Origin of the sequence: Yoonia maricola (assembly GCF_002797915.1) — a bacterium.
Classification (GTDB): domain Bacteria; phylum Pseudomonadota; class Alphaproteobacteria; order Rhodobacterales; family Rhodobacteraceae; genus Yoonia; species Yoonia maricola.
The window spans coordinates 178,139-196,128 of the sequence record NZ_PGTY01000004.1 but is presented as its reverse complement, the minus strand read 5'-3'; the positions used below and the strand labels follow the sequence as shown (position 1 = coordinate 196,128).

Genomic DNA, 17,990 nt, shown 5'->3' with positions numbered 1-17,990 from the left:
ACTTGCGCGCCTATAACCCCAACCTGTCGAAAGCCGCGTCAATCGGACCCCAATCCACCAATTGCAATCGCACCGGCAGGGTCAGCACTTTCATCCGAAAGCTTGTCGGCAGGCGCACCGCATCTTTTTCGGTCGTCACCAACTGCGCGCGGCACGCCTCTGCCTCGATCTCAAGCCGTTTCATCAGCGCATCGGTCAGCGGCTGATGATCGCCCAAGGCCTCTGCCCGGACCAGCGTGGCCCCCATGTCGCGCAAAGTGACAAAGAATTTTTCAGGATGACCAATGCCCGCGAAAGCCAACAATTTCAGATCACGCCATGGCATGCCGGTCGGCAAAGGTGCCAGATGACCCACCAGATGCGGCACCTCAAACGACCAATCGGCTCTGAACCGGTCTTGGGCATCCGGCGGGCCAATGGACAGCACCAAATCGGCACGTTTCATCCCCACCGCCACCGTTTCACGCAAAGGACCGGCAGGGATGACCCGGCCATTGCCAAAGCCGCGCATCGCGTCAACGACGACAATCGACAGATCTTTACCCACATCCGGGTTCTGAAACCCATCATCAAGCAAGATCACGTCGGCCCCTGCACTCTGCGCCGCCTGCACGCCTGCGGCGCGGTCTTTAGCCACCCAAGTAGGGGCAAAGGCAGCCAGCAAAAGCGGCTCATCCCCCGTTTGATCGGCCTTATGCGTGCGCGCATCTACCTGCACAGGGCCGTCCAGCGTGCCGCCATAGCCGCGTGACACGACATGCGGGGTGTGCCCACGCGCGATCAGCCGTTCAATAAGGGCAATCGTTGTCGGCGTTTTCCCGGTCCCGCCTGCGTTGATGTTGCCGATGCAAATCACAGGGACCTTTGCTTCAACCTTGGGCGCCTGACGCATGCGCCGCGCCGTCGCGGCGGCGTAGAGGGCGGCTAGTGGCCCCAAGGCCAGAGCCGCCCATGTCGGTTGCTCTGGCCGGGTGAACCAAAATGAGGGCGCGCGCATCTAAGGCACCAGCTCTTCCAGTCGCAACTGGATAAATGCGGCGATGCGGTTCGTGACACCTGCGCCGCGCGATGTGACATCCCAAGCGGCATGTGCCAGCTGTGCTGTCTTGTCAGCCGAAAGCAGGCTTTCCACATTCGGCCCCAATTCCGATGGTGATCTGATCAACCGGGAGGCACCTGCCGCGTTCAGGCGCGCGGCATGGCGCTGATAGGGAGCGACCTGAGGACCATAGAGCACAGCCGTGCCCAAGGCTGCAGCTTCGAACGGGTCACGGCACCCGCCACCATCCAGCGTTCCGCCCAGATAGGTGATCGGCGCAATACGATACCAAAGACCCATATCTTCTTCGGTATCGACAACATAGACTTGCGTGATCTCGGATGGGGCAGGCTCTGACGATCGCTCGGCGACATTGAACCCGTATTTGCGCAATTCACTTGTGACATGATCCGCCATGTCCGGACGCTTGGGTACAAAGATCAACAGCAACCGATGGGCACGCCTGCTCGCCAATTGGTGCGCGCGGGCGATATCGCCACATTCCTCCAGCGATGCCCCCGCTGCGAGCCAAACAGGGCGGGTGCCGATTGCGGCGGCAATCTCGCTCCGGTCAGCTTCGTTACAGGGCAGGGTTGGCGCGCAATCTTCCATGGCACCTGTGACGACCACGGTTTCAGCCCGCGTCCCGGCCTGAACCAGCCGGTCAGCCGCAGTTTGATCAACCGCAAAGACCGCCTCAAATTGCGACAAAAGTGATTTCATCGCACCCGGCACCCATGTGCCTGTGACATCCTCAAGCCCTTCTGCCGAGGCGTCCACAAAAATCGTGGCGATACCAGCATTGCGTATTTCGGCCAATAAAAGAGGGGCAAGGTCGCCTTTGATCCAGACGCTTATGACCGGCTGCCAATGCGCGATGAACTTGCGAGTATCAGTGCGCCCGCGCGGCTCTGGCAAGGCACGATCGGCGAAAATCGGGTTCCAATCCAGCAGCGTGGCGATGACGCGGACGGGATCACCATCTTCAGACAGTTTGCGATCAAGGTTTTCGACCGCAGTCAGCTGGTCAGGATGACTGCACCGCGCCCAGATAATAGCGCCATTCGGACGCGGCGGTTGTTCTGTCGATTTATCAGAACGGTCCGGCGAACCAAGGCCCGCCAGATACGCCGCGATTGCAAGGGATCGTGCCATCTTGCGATCCTAACACCCTGGATCAGTTATCAAGTTCTTCGGTCGGCGAGGCTTCTTTCTCTTCGTCCCGCAGCCTGTGGATATGCGCGATGTAATAACGCATATGGGCATTATCGACCGTCCGCTGCGCGGCGCCTTTCCATGCGTTATAAGCCGTATCATAGTCCGGGAACATGCCCACAATATCAATCGCTTCAATGTCCTTGAACGCGTTTTTACTTGGGTCGATAAGCTCACCGCCAAAGACGAGGTGCAGGCGCTGTGTCATGGAATTCCCTTTGTAAGGTCTGCTATTTCGCGCACTCTAGGGGTTTGGCTGCTGTGGCTCAAGCCGCGTCAACAGATCGGTGTGTAATTGTGTAGCGCCGGCCAACACGCCGGGCACCTGCGGGTGTGCGTTGTTAAAGCGCAACGCTGCCCCATATTGGTCGGTCACAGTACCCCCGGCCTCGGTGACAATCAGGGCACCGGCGGCGATATCCCATTCCCAACTGGGGCGCAGCGTGATCATACCGTCGAACCGCCCCTGCGCCACAAGGCACAGCCGATACGCCAGTGACGACCGGAAGACCCGCTTGATTGGGGGTAACACGCCCCCTTTCCAGTATTTGCCATCAAAATTCGGCTTGGCCCCCAGTAGAGTCGCATCCTGCATGGGGGCTTTGCTGGCCCTGATCGGACTTCCATTCAGCATAGCACCTGCCCCTTGGGCGGCTGTAAACATCATATCCCGCATTGGCAGATAGACCGCCGCCGCAACAGGAACACCGTCTTCGGTAATCGCCAAGGAATGTGCCCAGTCCTTGCTGCCATCGATGAAGGCGCGTGTGCCGTCAATCGGATCGATGACAAACTGGCATAGGGTCTTCAATCGGGCTGTATTGTCTTCGGTTTCCTCGGACAGCCAGCCATAGTCTGGCCTTGCTGCCTGCAAAAGCCCTTCCAGCATCGCGTTCACAGCAAGGTCCGCCGCCGTCACAGGCCCCGCCCCGCCCGGTTTATCAGTGACGTCGGGGTTTTGCTGAAAATAGCGTTTTGCGATGTCACCGGATTTGCGTGCTGCCTCGGTCAACAGCGCAAGGTCAGTCGCCTGCAAGGGTAAGCCCCTCAACCAACAGTGACGGCACGACGCGCGACAGATGCGCGCGCGCGTCATTGGCCGGGATGATCGTCTTGAGCATATCGCGCAGGTTTCCTGCGACCGTGCATTCATTGACCGGATAGGTGATTTCACCATTCTCGATCCAGAACCCGGCGGCACCACGCGAATAATCACCTGTGTTCGGGTTAATGGTCGAACCGATCATGGATGTCACCAGCAGGCCGGTTCCCATCGCTTTGATCAGGTCTTCGCGGGATGCGTCACCTTGGGTGAGCGACACATTCGTCAGGCTCGGTGATGGCGGTGCGCCTGTGCCACGTGCCGCGTTGGCCGTGCTGTCCATGCCCAGCTTGCGCCCCGTAGCAAGGTCAAGTGTCCAGCCCTTGAGCACGCCGTCATCCACAATCGCGCGCTGCGATGTGGCCAGCCCTTCGGCATCAAACAGGCGCGACCCGGTGACGCGGGCACGATGCGGATCTTCGATCACGGACAGGCCTTTTGGTAACACTTCTTCGCCCACCGCACCGCGCAACCAGCTAGAGCCGCGGGCGATCATCGCACCATTCGTGGCCTGCAAGAGGCTACCGATCAATGTGTTCGCAACCCGTTCATCAAAGAGAACAGGAAAGGCACCTGTCTGAGGTTTCCGCGCTCCCACACGCGCGACCGCGCGTTCGGCAGCAATGCGCCCAATGTCGTCCGCATCACGCAAGTCGGCCTGAAACACACGACTGTCATAGTCATAGTCCCGCTCCATCCCTGTGCCGGTACCGCTGATCGCAACGCAGGATAAACCACGGTCACTACGGGCGTAGCCCGCCGAGAACCCGTTCGTCGCTGCAAGATGTATACGGCGCCGGCCATAGCCGGCAGAGGCAGATTGTACCTGGCTGATACCCGCATTGCGCAGTGCCGCAGCTTCGGCGCGTGTGGCGTCTTCTTGCAGGGCCGCCGGGTCAGGCTCATCGCTGGGGTCAAACAGTTCTAGACCTTCGGTCGCAGTGTTTGTTGTCAACTGCGCGGGATCGGCCAGCCCGGCGTGCGGATCTTCGGGCGCCTCCTTGGCCATTGCGACCGCGCGTTCTGCCATCTGGATCAAAGTGTCCGGCTTGGCGTCAGAGGATGACACGCAAGCCTGTCGCTGACCCACGAAAACGCGCAAACCAATGTCGATCCCCTCCGATCGCTCTGCTTGTTCGAGCGCCCCTTCGCGCACGGTAATTGACAACGACGTGCCATCCACCGCAATGGCATCCGCGGCATCCGCGCCAGCACGCTTGGCAGCCTGTAGTATTTGGTCAGACAGGTCAGAGAGGGATTGTGTCATCAGGTATCCTTTGCTTGCCAAAGACCTAGTGCGATGGGGTGTTGCCCGCAAGGCCACAGGATCGGGCAAAAGAAAAGGGCGCAGATGTTTCCACCTGCGCCCGATCTTTTACTGTCGTTGTTTAGCGAACGCGGTTGCCGTTCACGTTGACTTCGCCATTCGGCAAAATCTCGACCGATGTTTCCATCATGTCATCGCCGGTCGAGCGGGCAAACATGCCCACCATCATACGGGCACCCATGACATCCTGCTCTGGCACCAGACCCATGGCGACAAGGTTATCCAACAAGGCGTTAAAGCCCGTGATTTCAACCGATGCTTCGCCCTCTGGGCGCGGGAGTGGCGCAAAGCTTTGCATGTCTGTGTTGTCAAAGGTGAAGGCACCTTCGCCCGTGACCGTGGCACCGGCGGCATCCACATTCAGGGTATCAATCGTGACGGACTCTAGCTCATAGGGCATATCTGCATTGTTCATCGCCTCCTGCTGTTCCGGGTCGAACATATCAAACAGCGCCTTGGCCTTGCCGCTAAAGGCCATCTGGATCGTGGCCGGATCACGCGGCAGGACATTACCTGCATCAAACAGATTCCAGATCGTATCACTGATGCTCAGATCAATCATATCAAACCCGAACGCAAAATCAGAAGATGTGCCCACATCGCCGGTCGGCATGCGGAAGTTGATACCATATTGCGCAAGGCTCAACTCAATCGGCAGTGGGAATTCGCCAGATACAATGTTCAGCGCAACGTCATCGGTTGTGGCCGTATATCCAACGGTGCTGTTATTGATCTCAGCGGTCAGCACGGACGCCCCCATGCTGACAGATCCCGAAGCCTGATCACCCTCTGCATTGATGTCAAAAACATAGTCCGCGCTGTCGATAGTATAGCCACCCGCCATGGCAAAGCCGTCGCTGACAAGGCTATCGGGGTCGTCAGAATTCGCATCCAGCGGCATGGCCATCTCGGCCTGTGTGGCAAGGCCAACCATCTTGCCACCGCCAGTGATATATTCACCGCCGCCACCCGGAAGCTGAATATCGACCAGAATATCAATCGAGGCGACCGTGCCATCGTAGGAAATGTTGCGCAGATCATCGACCACCGTGTTGTAGGTCATATCCAGATCATTCATCGCGATTTCTGCATCACCGGTGAAGGTGACATCCCCATCTACGATATCTTGCAAGGCAATCTTGTACTGATCGGCGGTAATATCATAATTCAGCGCGTCTGGATCACCTCCGACGACCATCTCCATATTCTGCTGGCTGATCAGGATATTCACGACAGTGCCATCAACCCCTGTGATCGTCATGGGATAGCTCTCATCCATCGTCACGCGCACAGTGCCGTCGGATTGCTCATTGAACACAATGCTTTGCATCGTCACCTCGGCGGTGACATCCGTATCGGAGAGTTGCAACGCAAGATCGCGCACGGTCAATGTGCCGCTTGATGTTTCTTCGGCGCCAATGCTCAGGTTTTCTTCGCCGTAAAGGGACAACTGCGCTTTCCAGTCCTCCCAGACTTGCGCGGCCGTGACATCGGCTTGCGCGGCACTGCCAGCGATTAATGCGGCGATGCAAACAACGCTGCGCAACGGTGTGGAATAGGTCATAAAGTCTTCCCTCTCGTTAAGTGTCTTTCAGAACGGCCCTTGGCTTTCTAATATAGCACCGAAGGGCGTTACGATTGGTGCAATACGTAGCTATCCCAAACATAATCCGAAAGGGACCGCAGTGAAAAACATCAATTTAGTCGGGAAAACCGTACTGATCACCGGGGCCAGCCGCGGAATTGGCGCGGCTGCAGCCTACTCATTCGCCAAAGCAGGCGCAAACGTGGCCCTTGTAGCGCGCAGTACCGATGATATTGCTGAAATCGCCGGAAACATTGGGGATAAGGCGCTGGCAATCCCCTGTGACGTCTCACGCTACTCAGACGTGGCATCGGCGGTTTCTGCTACAGCACAGACCTTTGGTGGGCTGGACGTACTGATCAACAACGCAGGCGTCGTGGACCCCATCGGCCACTTGCAAGACACCGACCCTGAGGCATGGTCGCGCACCATCGACATCAACCTCAAAGGCGTGATGCACGGAATGCACACCGTGATGCCAGGGATGATTGCGCAAGGACACGGGACGATCATCAACATCTCATCCGGTGCGGCCCATGGCCCGGTTGAGGGGTGGACGGCTTACTGCAGCTCCAAGGCGGCTGTCTATATGCTGACGCGCGCCGCCGACAAGGAAGCGCGCGACAAAGGCCTGCGGATCATGGGCCTGTCGCCCGGCACCGTCGCTACGCAAATGCAGCGCGAGATTAAGGCGTCGGGGATCAACCCTGTCAGTCAGCTTGATTGGTCCGCCCATATCCCGCCCGAATGGCCGGCAGAGGCCCTGTTATGGATGTGCACGTCAGAGGCGGATGCCTATCTAGGTGAAGATATCAGCCTGCGCGAAGACGACATCCGCGAAAAAGTCGGCCTAGTATGATCCGCTGTGACAAGAACGGGGATGTATGGACCGTCACGATCAATCGCCCCGACAAGGCCGGCGCCTTGACCCGCGAAATGCTGGTTGAATTGGCAGAGATTGCGGAAAATGCGCAGAGTGCAAAGCTGTTTATCCTGACAGGCACCGGGCGTGTGTTCAGCGCCGGTGCCGATCTTGACGCCGCGCGTGCGGGTCTTGCGACTGATCCGGTGTGGGAGCGCCTTTCGACCGCGATTGCAAACCTGCCGGGGCTGACGATTGCAGCATTGAATGGCACCGTGGCCGGCGGGGCATTCGGGATGGTGCTGGCCTGTGATCTACGGATTGCTGTGGCCAGTGCCAAATTCTTTTATCCCGTCATGAAATTGGGGTTTCTGCCACAACCATCCGATCCCCCACGCCTTGTCACATTGGTCGGCCCCGCCCGTGCAAAGTTGATCTTGATGGCGGGGCAAAAAATCACAGCCGAACAATCACAAGACTGGGGGCTGGTTGATCAGATTGTCGCGATTGATGCATTGCATGACACCGCCGTTGCGCTGGGTGGTGATGTGCTGACTGCCGCGCGCGATCACATTGCTGGAATCAAAGACATGACAGTTTAGGGTCAGTCCTCGCATTCTTGTCGCGGCAGCTAAGTCGATTCAAGAATGCTGTAATTTCTATCATTATAGTTAATAATTAGGCGTATATTGGCATATTTGCCAACTATTTTGGGTAGCCACGCCATAATTTTGCCCATAAATTCAGCGAAAAATAAATTCAACTTATTAGTGTAGAAGGTAACAAGTTTTGAAAAAGCTAATCGGAATTATATTGCTGGCCGCGCTGTTCGCGGGGCCTGCCCAAGCACAACAAGCGTCATCTGGCGTCTCACCCTTTGTGATGAATACGTTGTTCGTGGTGTTCTGCGGCGTCCTTGTCATGTGGATGTCAGCCGGGTTCACACTGCTCGAAGCGGGCTTTGTACGCGAGAAAAACGTCATCAACCAATGCGCCAAGAATATTGGCCTTTTTGCCATCGCCTCAACTGCATTTATACTTTGCGGATATGGCCTGATGTTCCCAGGTGGCAACTGGATCATGCCAGGTATCCTGGGGTTTAACGGCGCCATCGAAGTCACAGATGTTGTTGACGGCGGAACCGGCTTCGTTGGTCGCGGGCATGCGGGTGCTGCGGATGTCTTCTTTCAGTCGATGTTCTGCGTCGCAACGGCATCAATCGTATCGGGTGCCATTGCTGAACGCCTGAAGCTTGTGTCGTTCTTTATCTTTACGGCCATTTTGACAGCAGTCATCTATCCCATCCAAGCCTCTTGGACATGGGGTGGCGGGTTCTTGGCATCTGAGCTTGGCTTCAAAGATCTGGCTGGCAGTACTGTTGTGCACGTCGTCGGCGGCGTCGCGGCGCTGACAGGTGCATTGTTTGTCGGGGCACGCGAAGGGCGCATTGTTGACGGCAAGAAAGTTGCACTTGGCAATTATTCACTACCAATGGCAACCTTAGGGACACTCATCTTGTGGATGGGCTGGTACGGGTTCAATGCAGGCTCCTACCTTAGCTTTTCAACAGATGCAGATGCGTCCAACGTCGCACGTATCTTCCTGAACACAAATCTGGCTGCCGCGGGCGGGGTCATTGTGGCCGCTTTCGTGTCATACCTGCGCGAGTTGCGTTTTGACCTGACCTACATGTTGAACGGGGCGCTTGGTGGCCTGGTGGCGATCACGGCAGAGCCGCTGTTCCCATCGCCATTCTGGGCGTTTGCGGTTGGCATGGGTGGCGGTCTGGTCGTCTATTGGGGCACGCAAATCCTTGACTACTTCAAAGTCGACGACGTCGTAGGCGCAATCCCTGTGCACTTGTTCTGCGGCATCTGGGGCACCATCGCTGTCGCTTTCACAAACCCGGATGCAACCGTTATTGGACAATTGTCCTCGGTGTTGATCGTCATCACATATGTTACGGTCGCGACCAGCCTGGCCTGGATTGCGCTGAAAGAAACGATTGGCATCCGCGTGACATCAATCAAAGAAGCCAGCGGGATCGATAAAAGCGATTTCGTGGTGGGCAACTGATCTTACGATCATGGTCTGGGCAACCCCAATCGGTTTGCCCAGATCAAAGCGGCAGGCCGTTGTCTGCTAAACGCAGTGATAATCAGTGACATTGTCGCGACTGGTGCGGCAATCTTGTTTCGGAGTACAGTAGATGAAAATGCTGATGTGTGGGTTTGCGGTGTCGCTTAGCGCTCTGGCAAGCGATGTGAACGCTGAGCAAATCTTAACAGTCGATGGTAACGACTATCCCTTGTCGTCCTTATTGGAAAATTGCCAAAGCATAACGGACGACCCTGCAGCGCAGATTGACTGCTTCAGCGCCATTTCCCGATTGCTTGATGAGCAAACCGGAGAGGCGGAGGAAGAGGGCGCATCAGTGACCGAGGCTTTGGATACGTTGCGGACTGTCGCCCAGTATCAAGACAGTGAGTCAGGCCTGTTGATCGCTGGATCGGACTGCAACATCCACATCGTCTATTTCAACAACTACTTTCACATCAGCCGCCGCAACATCTCTACGATTGATTTGTTCAGCGCTGTGTTTGATGCGTCGAAGTTACAGTATGATCGCACCGTACAGGTGCAAGGGGCGCAAGCACCTTTGTTTACAGGTTTCATGGATGTTGGCGCGACAGCCGCAATGCGCGGTGGCGTTGCCTTGGAATCAACGGCCAACAACTTCGCCGCCAGATCGCCCGGCATGTCGATTGATGTCTACGCCAACGAGGTTGTCGGTCAGCTTCCGCCGACAGAAGCGCAGACATTCAACTTTGTTCTGGTTCATCCCGCACGGAACCAAGCCAGCGGCGAAATCTGGGCCGCGTTTGAAGGCTTTGTAACTGCATGCAGAGCATCACCACCTACCTGGAGTGCAGGCGTACCCGAAAGCGGCTAAATCATGGCTGGATCGGCTTGATACGATAGCCAAAACCATCCTACTTTCAAAGGTATGTGTCTGGGCCTGCTAGACACAACGAAAAGGGATGGGGGCGGCCTTTATGGAACCAACAGCATTGATGGATCAGGCACGTAGTGCGTTTGATCAGGCCTTGGTCTTGGCGCAAGACTGGCTCTTGTCGCCCGCCGCATGGTCACAATTTGGGCTTCTGATCGGGGCTTATTTGCTGGCGCGTCTGGTCAACCGGATCATTGCACCCCGCATCACGTCCTTTTGGACCCCGGAAGCGGCCAACCAGTCTGTACTGGCCAAAGGCCGGCGGTTCGTTCTGATTTTCCTGCCGCTGCTGCTGCCCCTGCTAGCCTATGGGTTCACAGCAATAGGAGAGGTGGTGACCCGGTCGCTTTTTGGTTCAGGCGCGGTCATTGCGTTCGGCAAACGGGTGTTCCTGTTTCTTGCAGCGCGGGCATTGGCCAAACACATCATTACTGATCCGTTCCTGCGGACATTGGCCAAATACGTGCTGGTCCCGGCCGCAGCGCTCTATGCCGTGGGTTTCCTTGACGAAGTGATCGCAGCACTGGATGCCGCACAGGTGAACCTTGGCAATATCAGCTTTTCGGCGCTGGCGATTGCCCGCGGGATCGTTGCGGGCAGCTTCCTGTTCTGGTTGGGCCAATGGTCCAACTCGCAATCCTCGACCTATATCGAACAACAGCCCTTGCGCCCAGCGATCCGGCAGTTGGCCATTAAATCATCCGAGTTCGCGATCTTCGCCATCGCCTTTTTAGTCCTGATGAACATCATGGGGATCAGCCTTAGTTCACTCGCCATTATCGGGGGTGCGGTTGGTGTCGGCCTTGGGTTTGGGCTGCAAAAGATTGCATCAAACTTTATCTCAGGCGTGATCCTGATGGTCGAAGGGCAAGCCACCGTTGGCGACTATGTCGAACTGGACGGGGGCGAGGCCGGGACTATTATCAAAATGACCGCACGCGCCACGATCTTGGAGACCTTCGACGGACGCTGGATTGTGGTACCAAACGAAGATTTCATAACGACGCGGGTGGTGAACTACTCAGATTCCGGGTCTGCCAACAGACTAGAGGTGGCCTTTTCAGTTAGTTATGACACCGACATCAATAAGGTGCCTGCGATCATCGAAGCAGCCGTCGCCGAGCACCCCGGCATCCTGCAAAACCCCGAAGGACCCGATTGCGAATTGCGTGGCTTCGGCGACAGCGGTGTCGATTTCGGGGTGGAATTCTGGGTTGAAGGGATTGACGACGGCAAAAACAAATATGCCTCTGACGTGCTATTCCTGATCTGGAACGCACTGAAAGACCACGATATAGAAATCCCCTATCCTCACCGCGTGGTCGAACTCAAAGGCCAGATGCCCGCGTGACAGATGCGGTTGTCATCGGCGCAGGTCCGGCAGGGCTGATGGCGGCAGAAACCCTTGGCAAGGCCGGGTTTTCGGTCACTGTGGCAGAGGCGATGCCATCTGTTGGGCGTAAGTTCCTGATGGCGGGAAAATCAGGACTGAATATCACCAAAGCGGAACCAAGTGCGACGTTTCTGGCGGCTTACGGTGATCAGATACCAACCGCCCTGACAACAGCATTGCACCAGTTCGGACCGGCAGAGGTGATCACATGGGCCGAAGGATTGGGGCAACCTGTCTTCACCGGATCAACGGGGCGCGTCTTTCCAACCGTTATGAAGGCATCCCCGCTCTTACGCGCCTGGCTTGCGCGGTTGAATAGTTTGGGCGTAGAGATCGAAACCCGCTGGCGTTGGGAAGGATGGCACGGCGATACGTTAGTCTTTGAAACGCCAGCTAGTATGCGGACCCTATCGCCAGAAGTCACCATCCTTGCTACTGGCGGTGCAAGCTGGCAGCGCTTGGGCGCTAACGGGCACTGGGCCAGGCATCTGCCCGAAAGCGTCGCCCCCTTCCAACCCGCCAATATGGGCTTTTCCGTGAATTGGTCCGACCATATGGGGCCATATCTAGGGGCCGCAGTAAAGGCCGTAGCGCTGACAGCCGGGGATCAGACCTCGCGCGGGGAATTCATCATCTCGGCGCGGGGGATCGAAGGTGGCGGGGTCTATATGGTGTCGCGTGCGATGCGCGATGGTGCTGCACTGACCCTTGATATGAAACCGGACTGGTCGCATGACAAGCTGCGCAACGCCCTGAACAAACCACGCGGCAAGACCAGCCTGTCGAACCACCTGCGCAAGGTGTTGAAATTCACGCCTGTACAATCTGCGCTATTGGCTGAATTTGGACGGCCATTCCCAGATGACCTGACCACGTTGATCAAGACCCTGCCCGTTACGCACGCCGGACCACGACCAATGGATGAAGCGATCTCAACCGCAGGGGGCATACGCTTTGATGCACTCACCGATGATCTGATGATCAAACATAAACCCGGCGTCTTTTGCGCAGGCGAAATGCTGGATTGGGAGGCCCCAACGGGCGGTTATCTGATCACAGGCTGCCTTGCGACCGGGGCGATGGCCGGGGCAGGTGCCGTGCGATTCACACGACAAAATGGTGTAGTTTCCGCATCTTAAACGGACATGACGGATATCTCAGACAGTATAGAATCGCTGCAACGCCGCCTCACACGCCCCAATATGGCCTTAATTCAGCAAAAAGTGTTGCAAAATTACACCATCTTACTGCTATTTGACGTCTCGGTGATCTATAAAAAATCAGAATCAAAGCGAACCGCTGCCGACAGATACATAAAGCAACATGTTGTTTTTCATATATAATACGTACAATGTTACATACGTCATAAACCAAGAACCGGTCATAGGCGCCATATCGCCCAACTGCGCCGCCCGCCCCATAGATTTTCGTATCTAGGATTTACCTGCAATCCCTGATTCAATGCAGCAATGTGGTGGGGTCACGCTTTGACCTTCCCGCCCCGTGCATGAATGGAGTATTAATATGCGCTTTACAACAACACTTGCCGCTGCCGCAGCTATTGCAGTTTCCGGCGTTGCCGCCAACGCTGGTGGTTTGGCTCAAGAAGTCACAGAAGCACCTGTCGTCGTGGCTGAGCCAGCACCTGCGCCTGCTACGTCTTCTGTCAGCCCAACATACGTCGTTCTCGGTGTGCTTGCAGCACTGCTGATCGCGGCTGCTGTTAACGAAGCTGACTGATTTAAGTTTCAGACTTTGAAAAAGGCAGGCTTGCGGGCCTGCCTTTTTTGTTTCAGCGCCGCGCCAGCATCGCCAGCCGGATCAAGACACGTTCCATCGCGGCATTCTGTGGCGCGTTACTGGCAGAGCGCAGTTGCAAATCCACATCCGTCAGTGCCGTTAACGCCCGTTCCAAACGGTCACGCCCCCAATGGCTGGCTTGTCGCACCACCTTGTCGCGACGCGGGCCAAAGACCGGCGGGCGTAGCCTGCCAACACCAGCCGCTGGACCGCCCGGATCAGATGCCACGACATGCAACCTGCGGAAATGGCGCATTGCCCCAATGCTCAGCGCAACTGGTGTCACCCCCTGAGCATAAAGGTTGCGCAGCAGTGGACCCAGTTGGTCAGCCTGCCCTGTCGTCACAACATCAAGGATATCGTCAACATCAACCTCGGCCGATTGCGGCGCATTCGCGGTGATATCCTCTACACTCAGCGGGCTGTCATCACCGCGTTTGTAAAGACTTGTCTTTTCAATGGTCTGCCTGAAATCACCGGGTTCCAGACTATTGGCCAGCGCCATCAGCGCATCCATCACATCACGCTCTGGCACAGGAATACCTGCATCACGCAAGGCTTGTTCGACATCAGCCATCGTTGGCGGGTCATCATAAAGACCGATTGAAACAGCATTGCTGTGGCCTTCGACGACCTTGCGCAGGGTCGACTTGGCAGTCAGCGATCCGGCCGTGATCACGACCTGCGCATCACCTGCCTGCCAATCAGCAAAAGCTGCTGCAATGACCTTGGACAATCCATCGGTTGCGTCTTCCACAAAGGCCACGCGGTGACCGGGAAAGAACCCCTGCGCCTTGATCGCATCATCCAGCAAGGCTGGATCCTTGCGCAGATCGGCGGCACTGATACGGGTCAGTCGCATCTCTTCTTCGCCTTGCGGTCCGACCAGCGCATTGATCACCTCTTGGCGCTTGTCCGCAACGCGCATCGGGTCCGCGCCGAAAATCAGCAAGGCAGTATGGGATGGGTCCGGCTGTCGGAAATAGCTGTTAGCGGCAACGCCCGTCAGCTTCATTGCACGGGCTCTAACGACAGGACCAGAACACGGCTGACAATCAGGTCTGCCAAGATCACGGACAAGCGCGCCTCGGCATCGTCCTGCGTTGCTTGGGTCGCGACGGTCGATGCGGTGGCGGAATAGCTGGTAAAGGCCTCGACTTCTCCGCTGTCTATGATCTGGCCGCTGGTCGTGTCACGCAATGACCATGTGGCCGTGCCAATGATATTAAAGCGCGATGTATCCCCTTCCGAGGTGATAGCCGCAGACCTTTGACTGGATTGAACCGTCGCCTTCAGCACAAACGCAGGTGCACTACTGCGCCCAAGCCTGTCTTCCAACTGTTCGCGCAACCGAAAACCGGCAACACTCTCATCCGTTTCAAAGGCCACGCGCCCCCGAAACCCGTTGCTGGTGCTGTAAACCGGCGCAAAGCCACACCCAGCCAGCCCCATCAAACTGATGAGCAGCATACGGCGGGGGATCAGCTTAGATGACAATGTTCACAATCCGTCCGGGGACAACGATCAGCTTTTTGGGTGCCGCGCCGTCAAGCGCGCTTTGAACAACCTCAAGCGTCATAGCCATCTCTTCAACCGCCTCTTTGGAGGCGTCAGCGGCCACCTGAATCTCGGCCCGGCGTTTACCGTTGATCTGGACTGGCATGGTAACCGTATCCTCGACCAACATCGCCTTATCGGCAACTGGCCAAGGAGCGTTGGCAATCAGGCCTTCACCGCCCAGCATCGCCCAGATTTCCTCTGACAAATGCGGGGTCATTGGCGACATCAACTGCGCCAGAACCTTGGCAGCCTGACGTTTGGCGGCACCGCCAGCCTTGGACTTGGCCAACACGTTGGTGAATGCATAAAGCTTTGCAATTGCTGCATTAAAGCCAAATGTCTCGACCCCCATTGTCACGTCATGGATCGCCTTGTGCATGGCGCGCAGCAAGTCCTCATCACCCACGCTGGTGCCTTCATCCATCGCCGCAATGTCGGTTGCCACACGGTAGACGCGGTTGAGGTGCTTAAAGGTTGCGTCCGCACCCGAAGCAGTCCACTCCACGTCCCGTTCTGGCGGGCTATCAGACAGCACGAACCAACGGGCGGTATCGGCTCCGTACTTGGCCAGGATATTGTCAGGATCAACGACGTTCTTTTTGGACTTCGACATCTTGGCCGATGGGATCACATCAATGTCTTCCCCAGTTGCACCCAGACGCGCGCCGCTTTCGGTCCACTCGACATCCTCGGGCAGATGATAGACGGGGCGGTCCTTTTCGTCCCGCGTGACATAAATCTCATGCGTCACCATCCCTTGCGTGAACAGCGCATTGAACGGCTCTTCTGTGCCTTGCGGCAGGTGGCCAGTCATATGCATCGCGCGGGCAAAGAAACGGCTGTAAAGCAGGTGCAGAATGGCATGTTCGATCCCGCCGATGTATTGGTCGACGTTCATCCAATAGGCGGCATCTTCCATATTGGTCGGCGTGTCGGCATCGGGAGAGGTGAAGCGGGCGAAATACCATGACGAATCCACGAAGGTATCCATCGTATCCGTTTCCCGCTTTGCAGGCTTACCGCAAGATGGGCAGGCACAGTCACGCCATGTGGGGTGGCGGTCTAGCGGGTTGCCGGGGGTGTCAAAGCTGACGTCATAAGGCAGTTCAACCGGCAGGTTTTCCTTCTTTTCAGGCACCACGCCACAATCATCACAATGGACAACAGGGATGGGCGCACCCCAATAGCGTTGGCGTGAAAGTCCCCAGTCGCGCAGGCGGAACTTGGTGACGCCTTCGCCAATCCCATGCGCTTCACAGAATGCAATCGCCGTTGCGATACCTGCGTCGCCCGTCTGTTCCGTTTCGCCAGCAAAGCCGCGCACGTAGATCACCGGTTCAGATTTCGGCGGGACATAAGCGTCGCCGCCATCCTCAGGCATCGTGATGCCTTCGTCCTTCACAGGCGCATAAGTGCTGACCACAGGCAGCGCATACTTGCGCGCAAAATCCAAATCACGCTGGTCATGGGCCGGGCAGCCAAAAATCGCGCCTGTTCCATAATCCATCAGGATGAAGTTGGCGATATAGACAGGCAGATCCGGCTGACCTTCCAGCGGATGCTTCACGCGCAGGCCTGTGTCATGGCCCAGCTTTTCTGCCTTCTCAATTGCCTCGGCGGTCGTGCCACCCTTGCGGCATTCGGCGCAGAACGCAGCAACAGCTTCGTCTTTCGCTTCTAATTCTTTTGCCAGAGGGTGATCGGGGGAAATCCCCACAAAGGACGCACCCATCAACGTATCGGGCCGGGTCGTATAGACCTCAATCTCACCACCATCGGTGCGCTGGAAGGCAAACTGCAAACCACGGGATTTACCGATCCAATTCGCCTGCATCAGTTTCACCTTGGCGGGCCAGTTGTCCAGCCCATCGATGGCGCTCAGCAGTTCTTCGGAATAGTCGCTGATCTTGAAGAACCACTGCACCAGTTCGCGGCGTTCCACTTCCGCGCCAGAGCGCCAGCCCTTGCCGTCGATCACCTGCTCATTGGCCAGCACGGTCATATCGACCGGATCCCAGTTCACGACAGCTTTCTTACGGTAAATCAGGCCCTTGGACAGGAAGTCGATGAACAGCGCCTGCTGCTGGCCATAGTATTCCGGGTCACAGGTGGCAAACTCGCGCGACCAGTCAATCGACAGGCCCAGCGGCTTCATCTGCGCTTTCATGTCGGCGATGTTGCTGTAGGTCCAGTCTTTCGGATGTCCGCCCGATGCCATCGCCGCATTTTCCGCAGGCATGCCAAAGGCGTCCCACCCCATCGGATGCAGAATGTTATGCCCGGTGGCCAGCTTATAGCGCGCAATCACGTCACCCATGGTGTAGTTGCGCACGTGGCCCATGTGGATGCGGCCCGAAGGATAGGGGAACATCTCAAGCACGTAATACTTGGGCTTATCCGCGCTGCGTTCAGCCTTAAAGGTCTGGGCCTTGGCCCATGCATCTTGCCATTTCGCCTCGATCGTAGCGGGGGAGTAGGTGGTCATCTTATCGTCTTTCGAAAAAAGCAAAACGCCGGGCAATGGGCCCGGCGCTATACATAATCGGGCTTTATGCCGATGGCTATAGCGCGCCGTCAGCAATCCGTAACTGGCGGGCCCGTGCGAGGATCGCATCTTCGACCGCGCGCTGCGTTTCAATGGCAACAGGGCCGTTGGCGGTCAGCAGGCTGAGGTTTAACGCACGGGCATCCATCGCAGGGTCTGTCACCTGCACGGTGGCCCTGTAGGCACGGCCACTGCCGGGCGGGGTGCCAAAGCCAGTGGTGATGACGCCAGTAAAGGGATCAGCAGATTGGACTGGCAGGAAGCTAAGCACATCAAGCGATGCAGCCCAAAGATAACGGTTCACGGCCACATTTTCTGCGCCACGGGGGGTTGGGGGGGTGCCGCTTCCGCAGGCCACCAGCGCGCCCAAAGCTACAATCGCCAGCGCTTTGCGCCATATACCAAACATCATGCTCAAACCACGTCCCCTTTGATCGGGTCAATTGCGTTGCGGGAATATGTAGCGAAGGCAGGGCGCGGTCACAAGCGGTTAAGGGGACATCCGCCTTTGCGCGAAAAGAAAGAGCGACCCCAAAGGGGCCGCTCTTG

At 57.0% G+C, this 17,990-nt stretch carries 17 protein-coding genes; 7 read left to right on the top strand and 10 right to left on the bottom strand.

Going from position 1 to position 17,990, the window contains the following annotated elements:
- Positions 1 to 10: 10 nt before the first annotated feature.
- The 6 genes from lpxK to BC777_RS17775 form a co-directional block, all read right to left on the bottom strand.
- Positions 11 to 997: a tetraacyldisaccharide 4'-kinase gene (gene lpxK / locus BC777_RS17800; protein WP_100369559.1), complete on the bottom strand. Its 987-nt coding sequence runs from the start codon at positions 995 to 997 to the stop codon at positions 11 to 13.
- Entirely contained in the window at positions 998 to 2,194 is a 1,197-nt protein-coding gene (locus tag BC777_RS17795) for a 3-deoxy-D-manno-octulosonic acid transferase (protein WP_100369558.1), read from the bottom strand.
- A gap of 22 nt (positions 2,195 to 2,216) precedes the next feature.
- A complete protein-coding gene (locus BC777_RS17790; protein ID WP_100369557.1) occupies positions 2,217 to 2,462 on the bottom strand; it encodes a DUF4170 domain-containing protein in 246 nt (81 codons plus the stop codon).
- A gap of 36 nt (positions 2,463 to 2,498) precedes the next feature.
- On the bottom strand, positions 2,499 to 3,290 hold the full coding sequence (locus tag BC777_RS17785) for an inositol monophosphatase family protein (protein WP_100369556.1): 792 nt from the start codon (positions 3,288 to 3,290) through the stop codon (positions 2,499 to 2,501).
- On the bottom strand, positions 3,277 to 4,623 hold the full coding sequence (locus tag BC777_RS17780; protein WP_100369555.1) for a TldD/PmbA family protein: 1,347 nt from the start codon (positions 4,621 to 4,623) through the stop codon (positions 3,277 to 3,279). The genes BC777_RS17785 and BC777_RS17780 overlap by 14 nt, the downstream gene beginning before the upstream one ends.
- Positions 4,624 to 4,744: 121 nt before the next feature.
- Positions 4,745 to 6,247, bottom strand: coding sequence for a DUF2125 domain-containing protein (locus BC777_RS17775; RefSeq protein ID WP_245834467.1), 1,503 nt, complete (start codon positions 6,245 to 6,247; stop codon positions 4,745 to 4,747).
- A 130-nt stretch (positions 6,248 to 6,377) separates the two neighbouring features.
- Between BC777_RS17775 and BC777_RS17770 the strand changes: the two genes are divergently transcribed.
- The 7 genes from BC777_RS17770 to BC777_RS17735 all read left to right on the top strand — a co-directional run bounded on the left by BC777_RS17770 (position 6,378) and on the right by BC777_RS17735 (position 13,276).
- Positions 6,378 to 7,127 carry an SDR family oxidoreductase gene (locus tag BC777_RS17770; RefSeq protein WP_100369696.1) on the top strand — a complete coding sequence of 250 codons (750 nt, stop codon included), beginning with the start codon at positions 6,378 to 6,380 and terminating at the stop codon, positions 7,125 to 7,127.
- Positions 7,124 to 7,732: an enoyl-CoA hydratase/isomerase family protein gene (locus BC777_RS17765; RefSeq protein ID WP_100369554.1), complete on the top strand. Its 609-nt coding sequence runs from the start codon at positions 7,124 to 7,126 to the stop codon at positions 7,730 to 7,732. The genes BC777_RS17770 and BC777_RS17765 overlap by 4 nt, the downstream gene beginning before the upstream one ends.
- A gap of 187 nt (positions 7,733 to 7,919) precedes the next feature.
- Complete coding sequence (locus BC777_RS17760; RefSeq protein WP_245834465.1) at positions 7,920 to 9,206, top strand: ammonium transporter family protein; 1,287 nt, start codon at positions 7,920 to 7,922, stop codon at positions 9,204 to 9,206.
- Between the two features lie 133 nt (positions 9,207 to 9,339).
- Positions 9,340 to 10,083 (top strand): hypothetical protein, encoded by a 744-nt coding sequence (locus tag BC777_RS17755; protein WP_133122589.1) that lies wholly within the window; start codon positions 9,340 to 9,342, stop codon positions 10,081 to 10,083.
- Positions 10,084 to 10,186: 103 nt separating this feature from the next.
- On the top strand, positions 10,187 to 11,494 hold the full coding sequence (locus tag BC777_RS17750; RefSeq protein WP_100369694.1) for a mechanosensitive ion channel family protein: 1,308 nt from the start codon (positions 10,187 to 10,189) through the stop codon (positions 11,492 to 11,494).
- The gene (locus BC777_RS17745) at positions 11,491 to 12,675 is read left to right on the top strand and encodes a TIGR03862 family flavoprotein (protein ID WP_100369552.1); all 1,185 of its coding nucleotides are present in this window, start codon (positions 11,491 to 11,493) and stop codon (positions 12,673 to 12,675) included. The genes BC777_RS17750 and BC777_RS17745 overlap by 4 nt, the downstream gene beginning before the upstream one ends.
- A 385-nt stretch (positions 12,676 to 13,060) precedes the next feature.
- Positions 13,061 to 13,276 carry a hypothetical protein gene (locus BC777_RS17735; RefSeq protein WP_100369550.1) on the top strand — a complete coding sequence of 72 codons (216 nt, stop codon included), beginning with the start codon at positions 13,061 to 13,063 and terminating at the stop codon, positions 13,274 to 13,276.
- A 52-nt stretch (positions 13,277 to 13,328) separates the two neighbouring features.
- Here the strand turns inward: BC777_RS17735 and holA are convergent, their stop codons facing one another.
- The 4 genes from holA to BC777_RS17715 form a co-directional block, all read right to left on the bottom strand.
- Positions 13,329 to 14,351 carry a DNA polymerase III subunit delta gene (gene holA / locus BC777_RS17730; protein WP_100369549.1) on the bottom strand — a complete coding sequence of 341 codons (1,023 nt, stop codon included), beginning with the start codon at positions 14,349 to 14,351 and terminating at the stop codon, positions 13,329 to 13,331.
- Positions 14,348 to 14,833 carry an LPS assembly lipoprotein LptE gene (gene lptE, locus BC777_RS17725; protein ID WP_245834463.1) on the bottom strand — a complete coding sequence of 162 codons (486 nt, stop codon included), beginning with the start codon at positions 14,831 to 14,833 and terminating at the stop codon, positions 14,348 to 14,350. Before lptE ends, holA begins: the two co-directional genes overlap by 4 nt.
- Positions 14,823 to 17,381 carry a leucine--tRNA ligase gene (gene leuS, locus BC777_RS17720; protein WP_100369548.1) on the bottom strand — a complete coding sequence of 853 codons (2,559 nt, stop codon included), beginning with the start codon at positions 17,379 to 17,381 and terminating at the stop codon, positions 14,823 to 14,825. The genes lptE and leuS overlap by 11 nt, the downstream gene beginning before the upstream one ends.
- Positions 17,382 to 17,457: 76 nt before the next feature.
- On the bottom strand, positions 17,458 to 17,853 hold the full coding sequence (locus BC777_RS17715) for a DUF3576 domain-containing protein (RefSeq protein ID WP_375342430.1): 396 nt from the start codon (positions 17,851 to 17,853) through the stop codon (positions 17,458 to 17,460).
- Positions 17,854 to 17,990 lie beyond the last annotated feature (137 nt).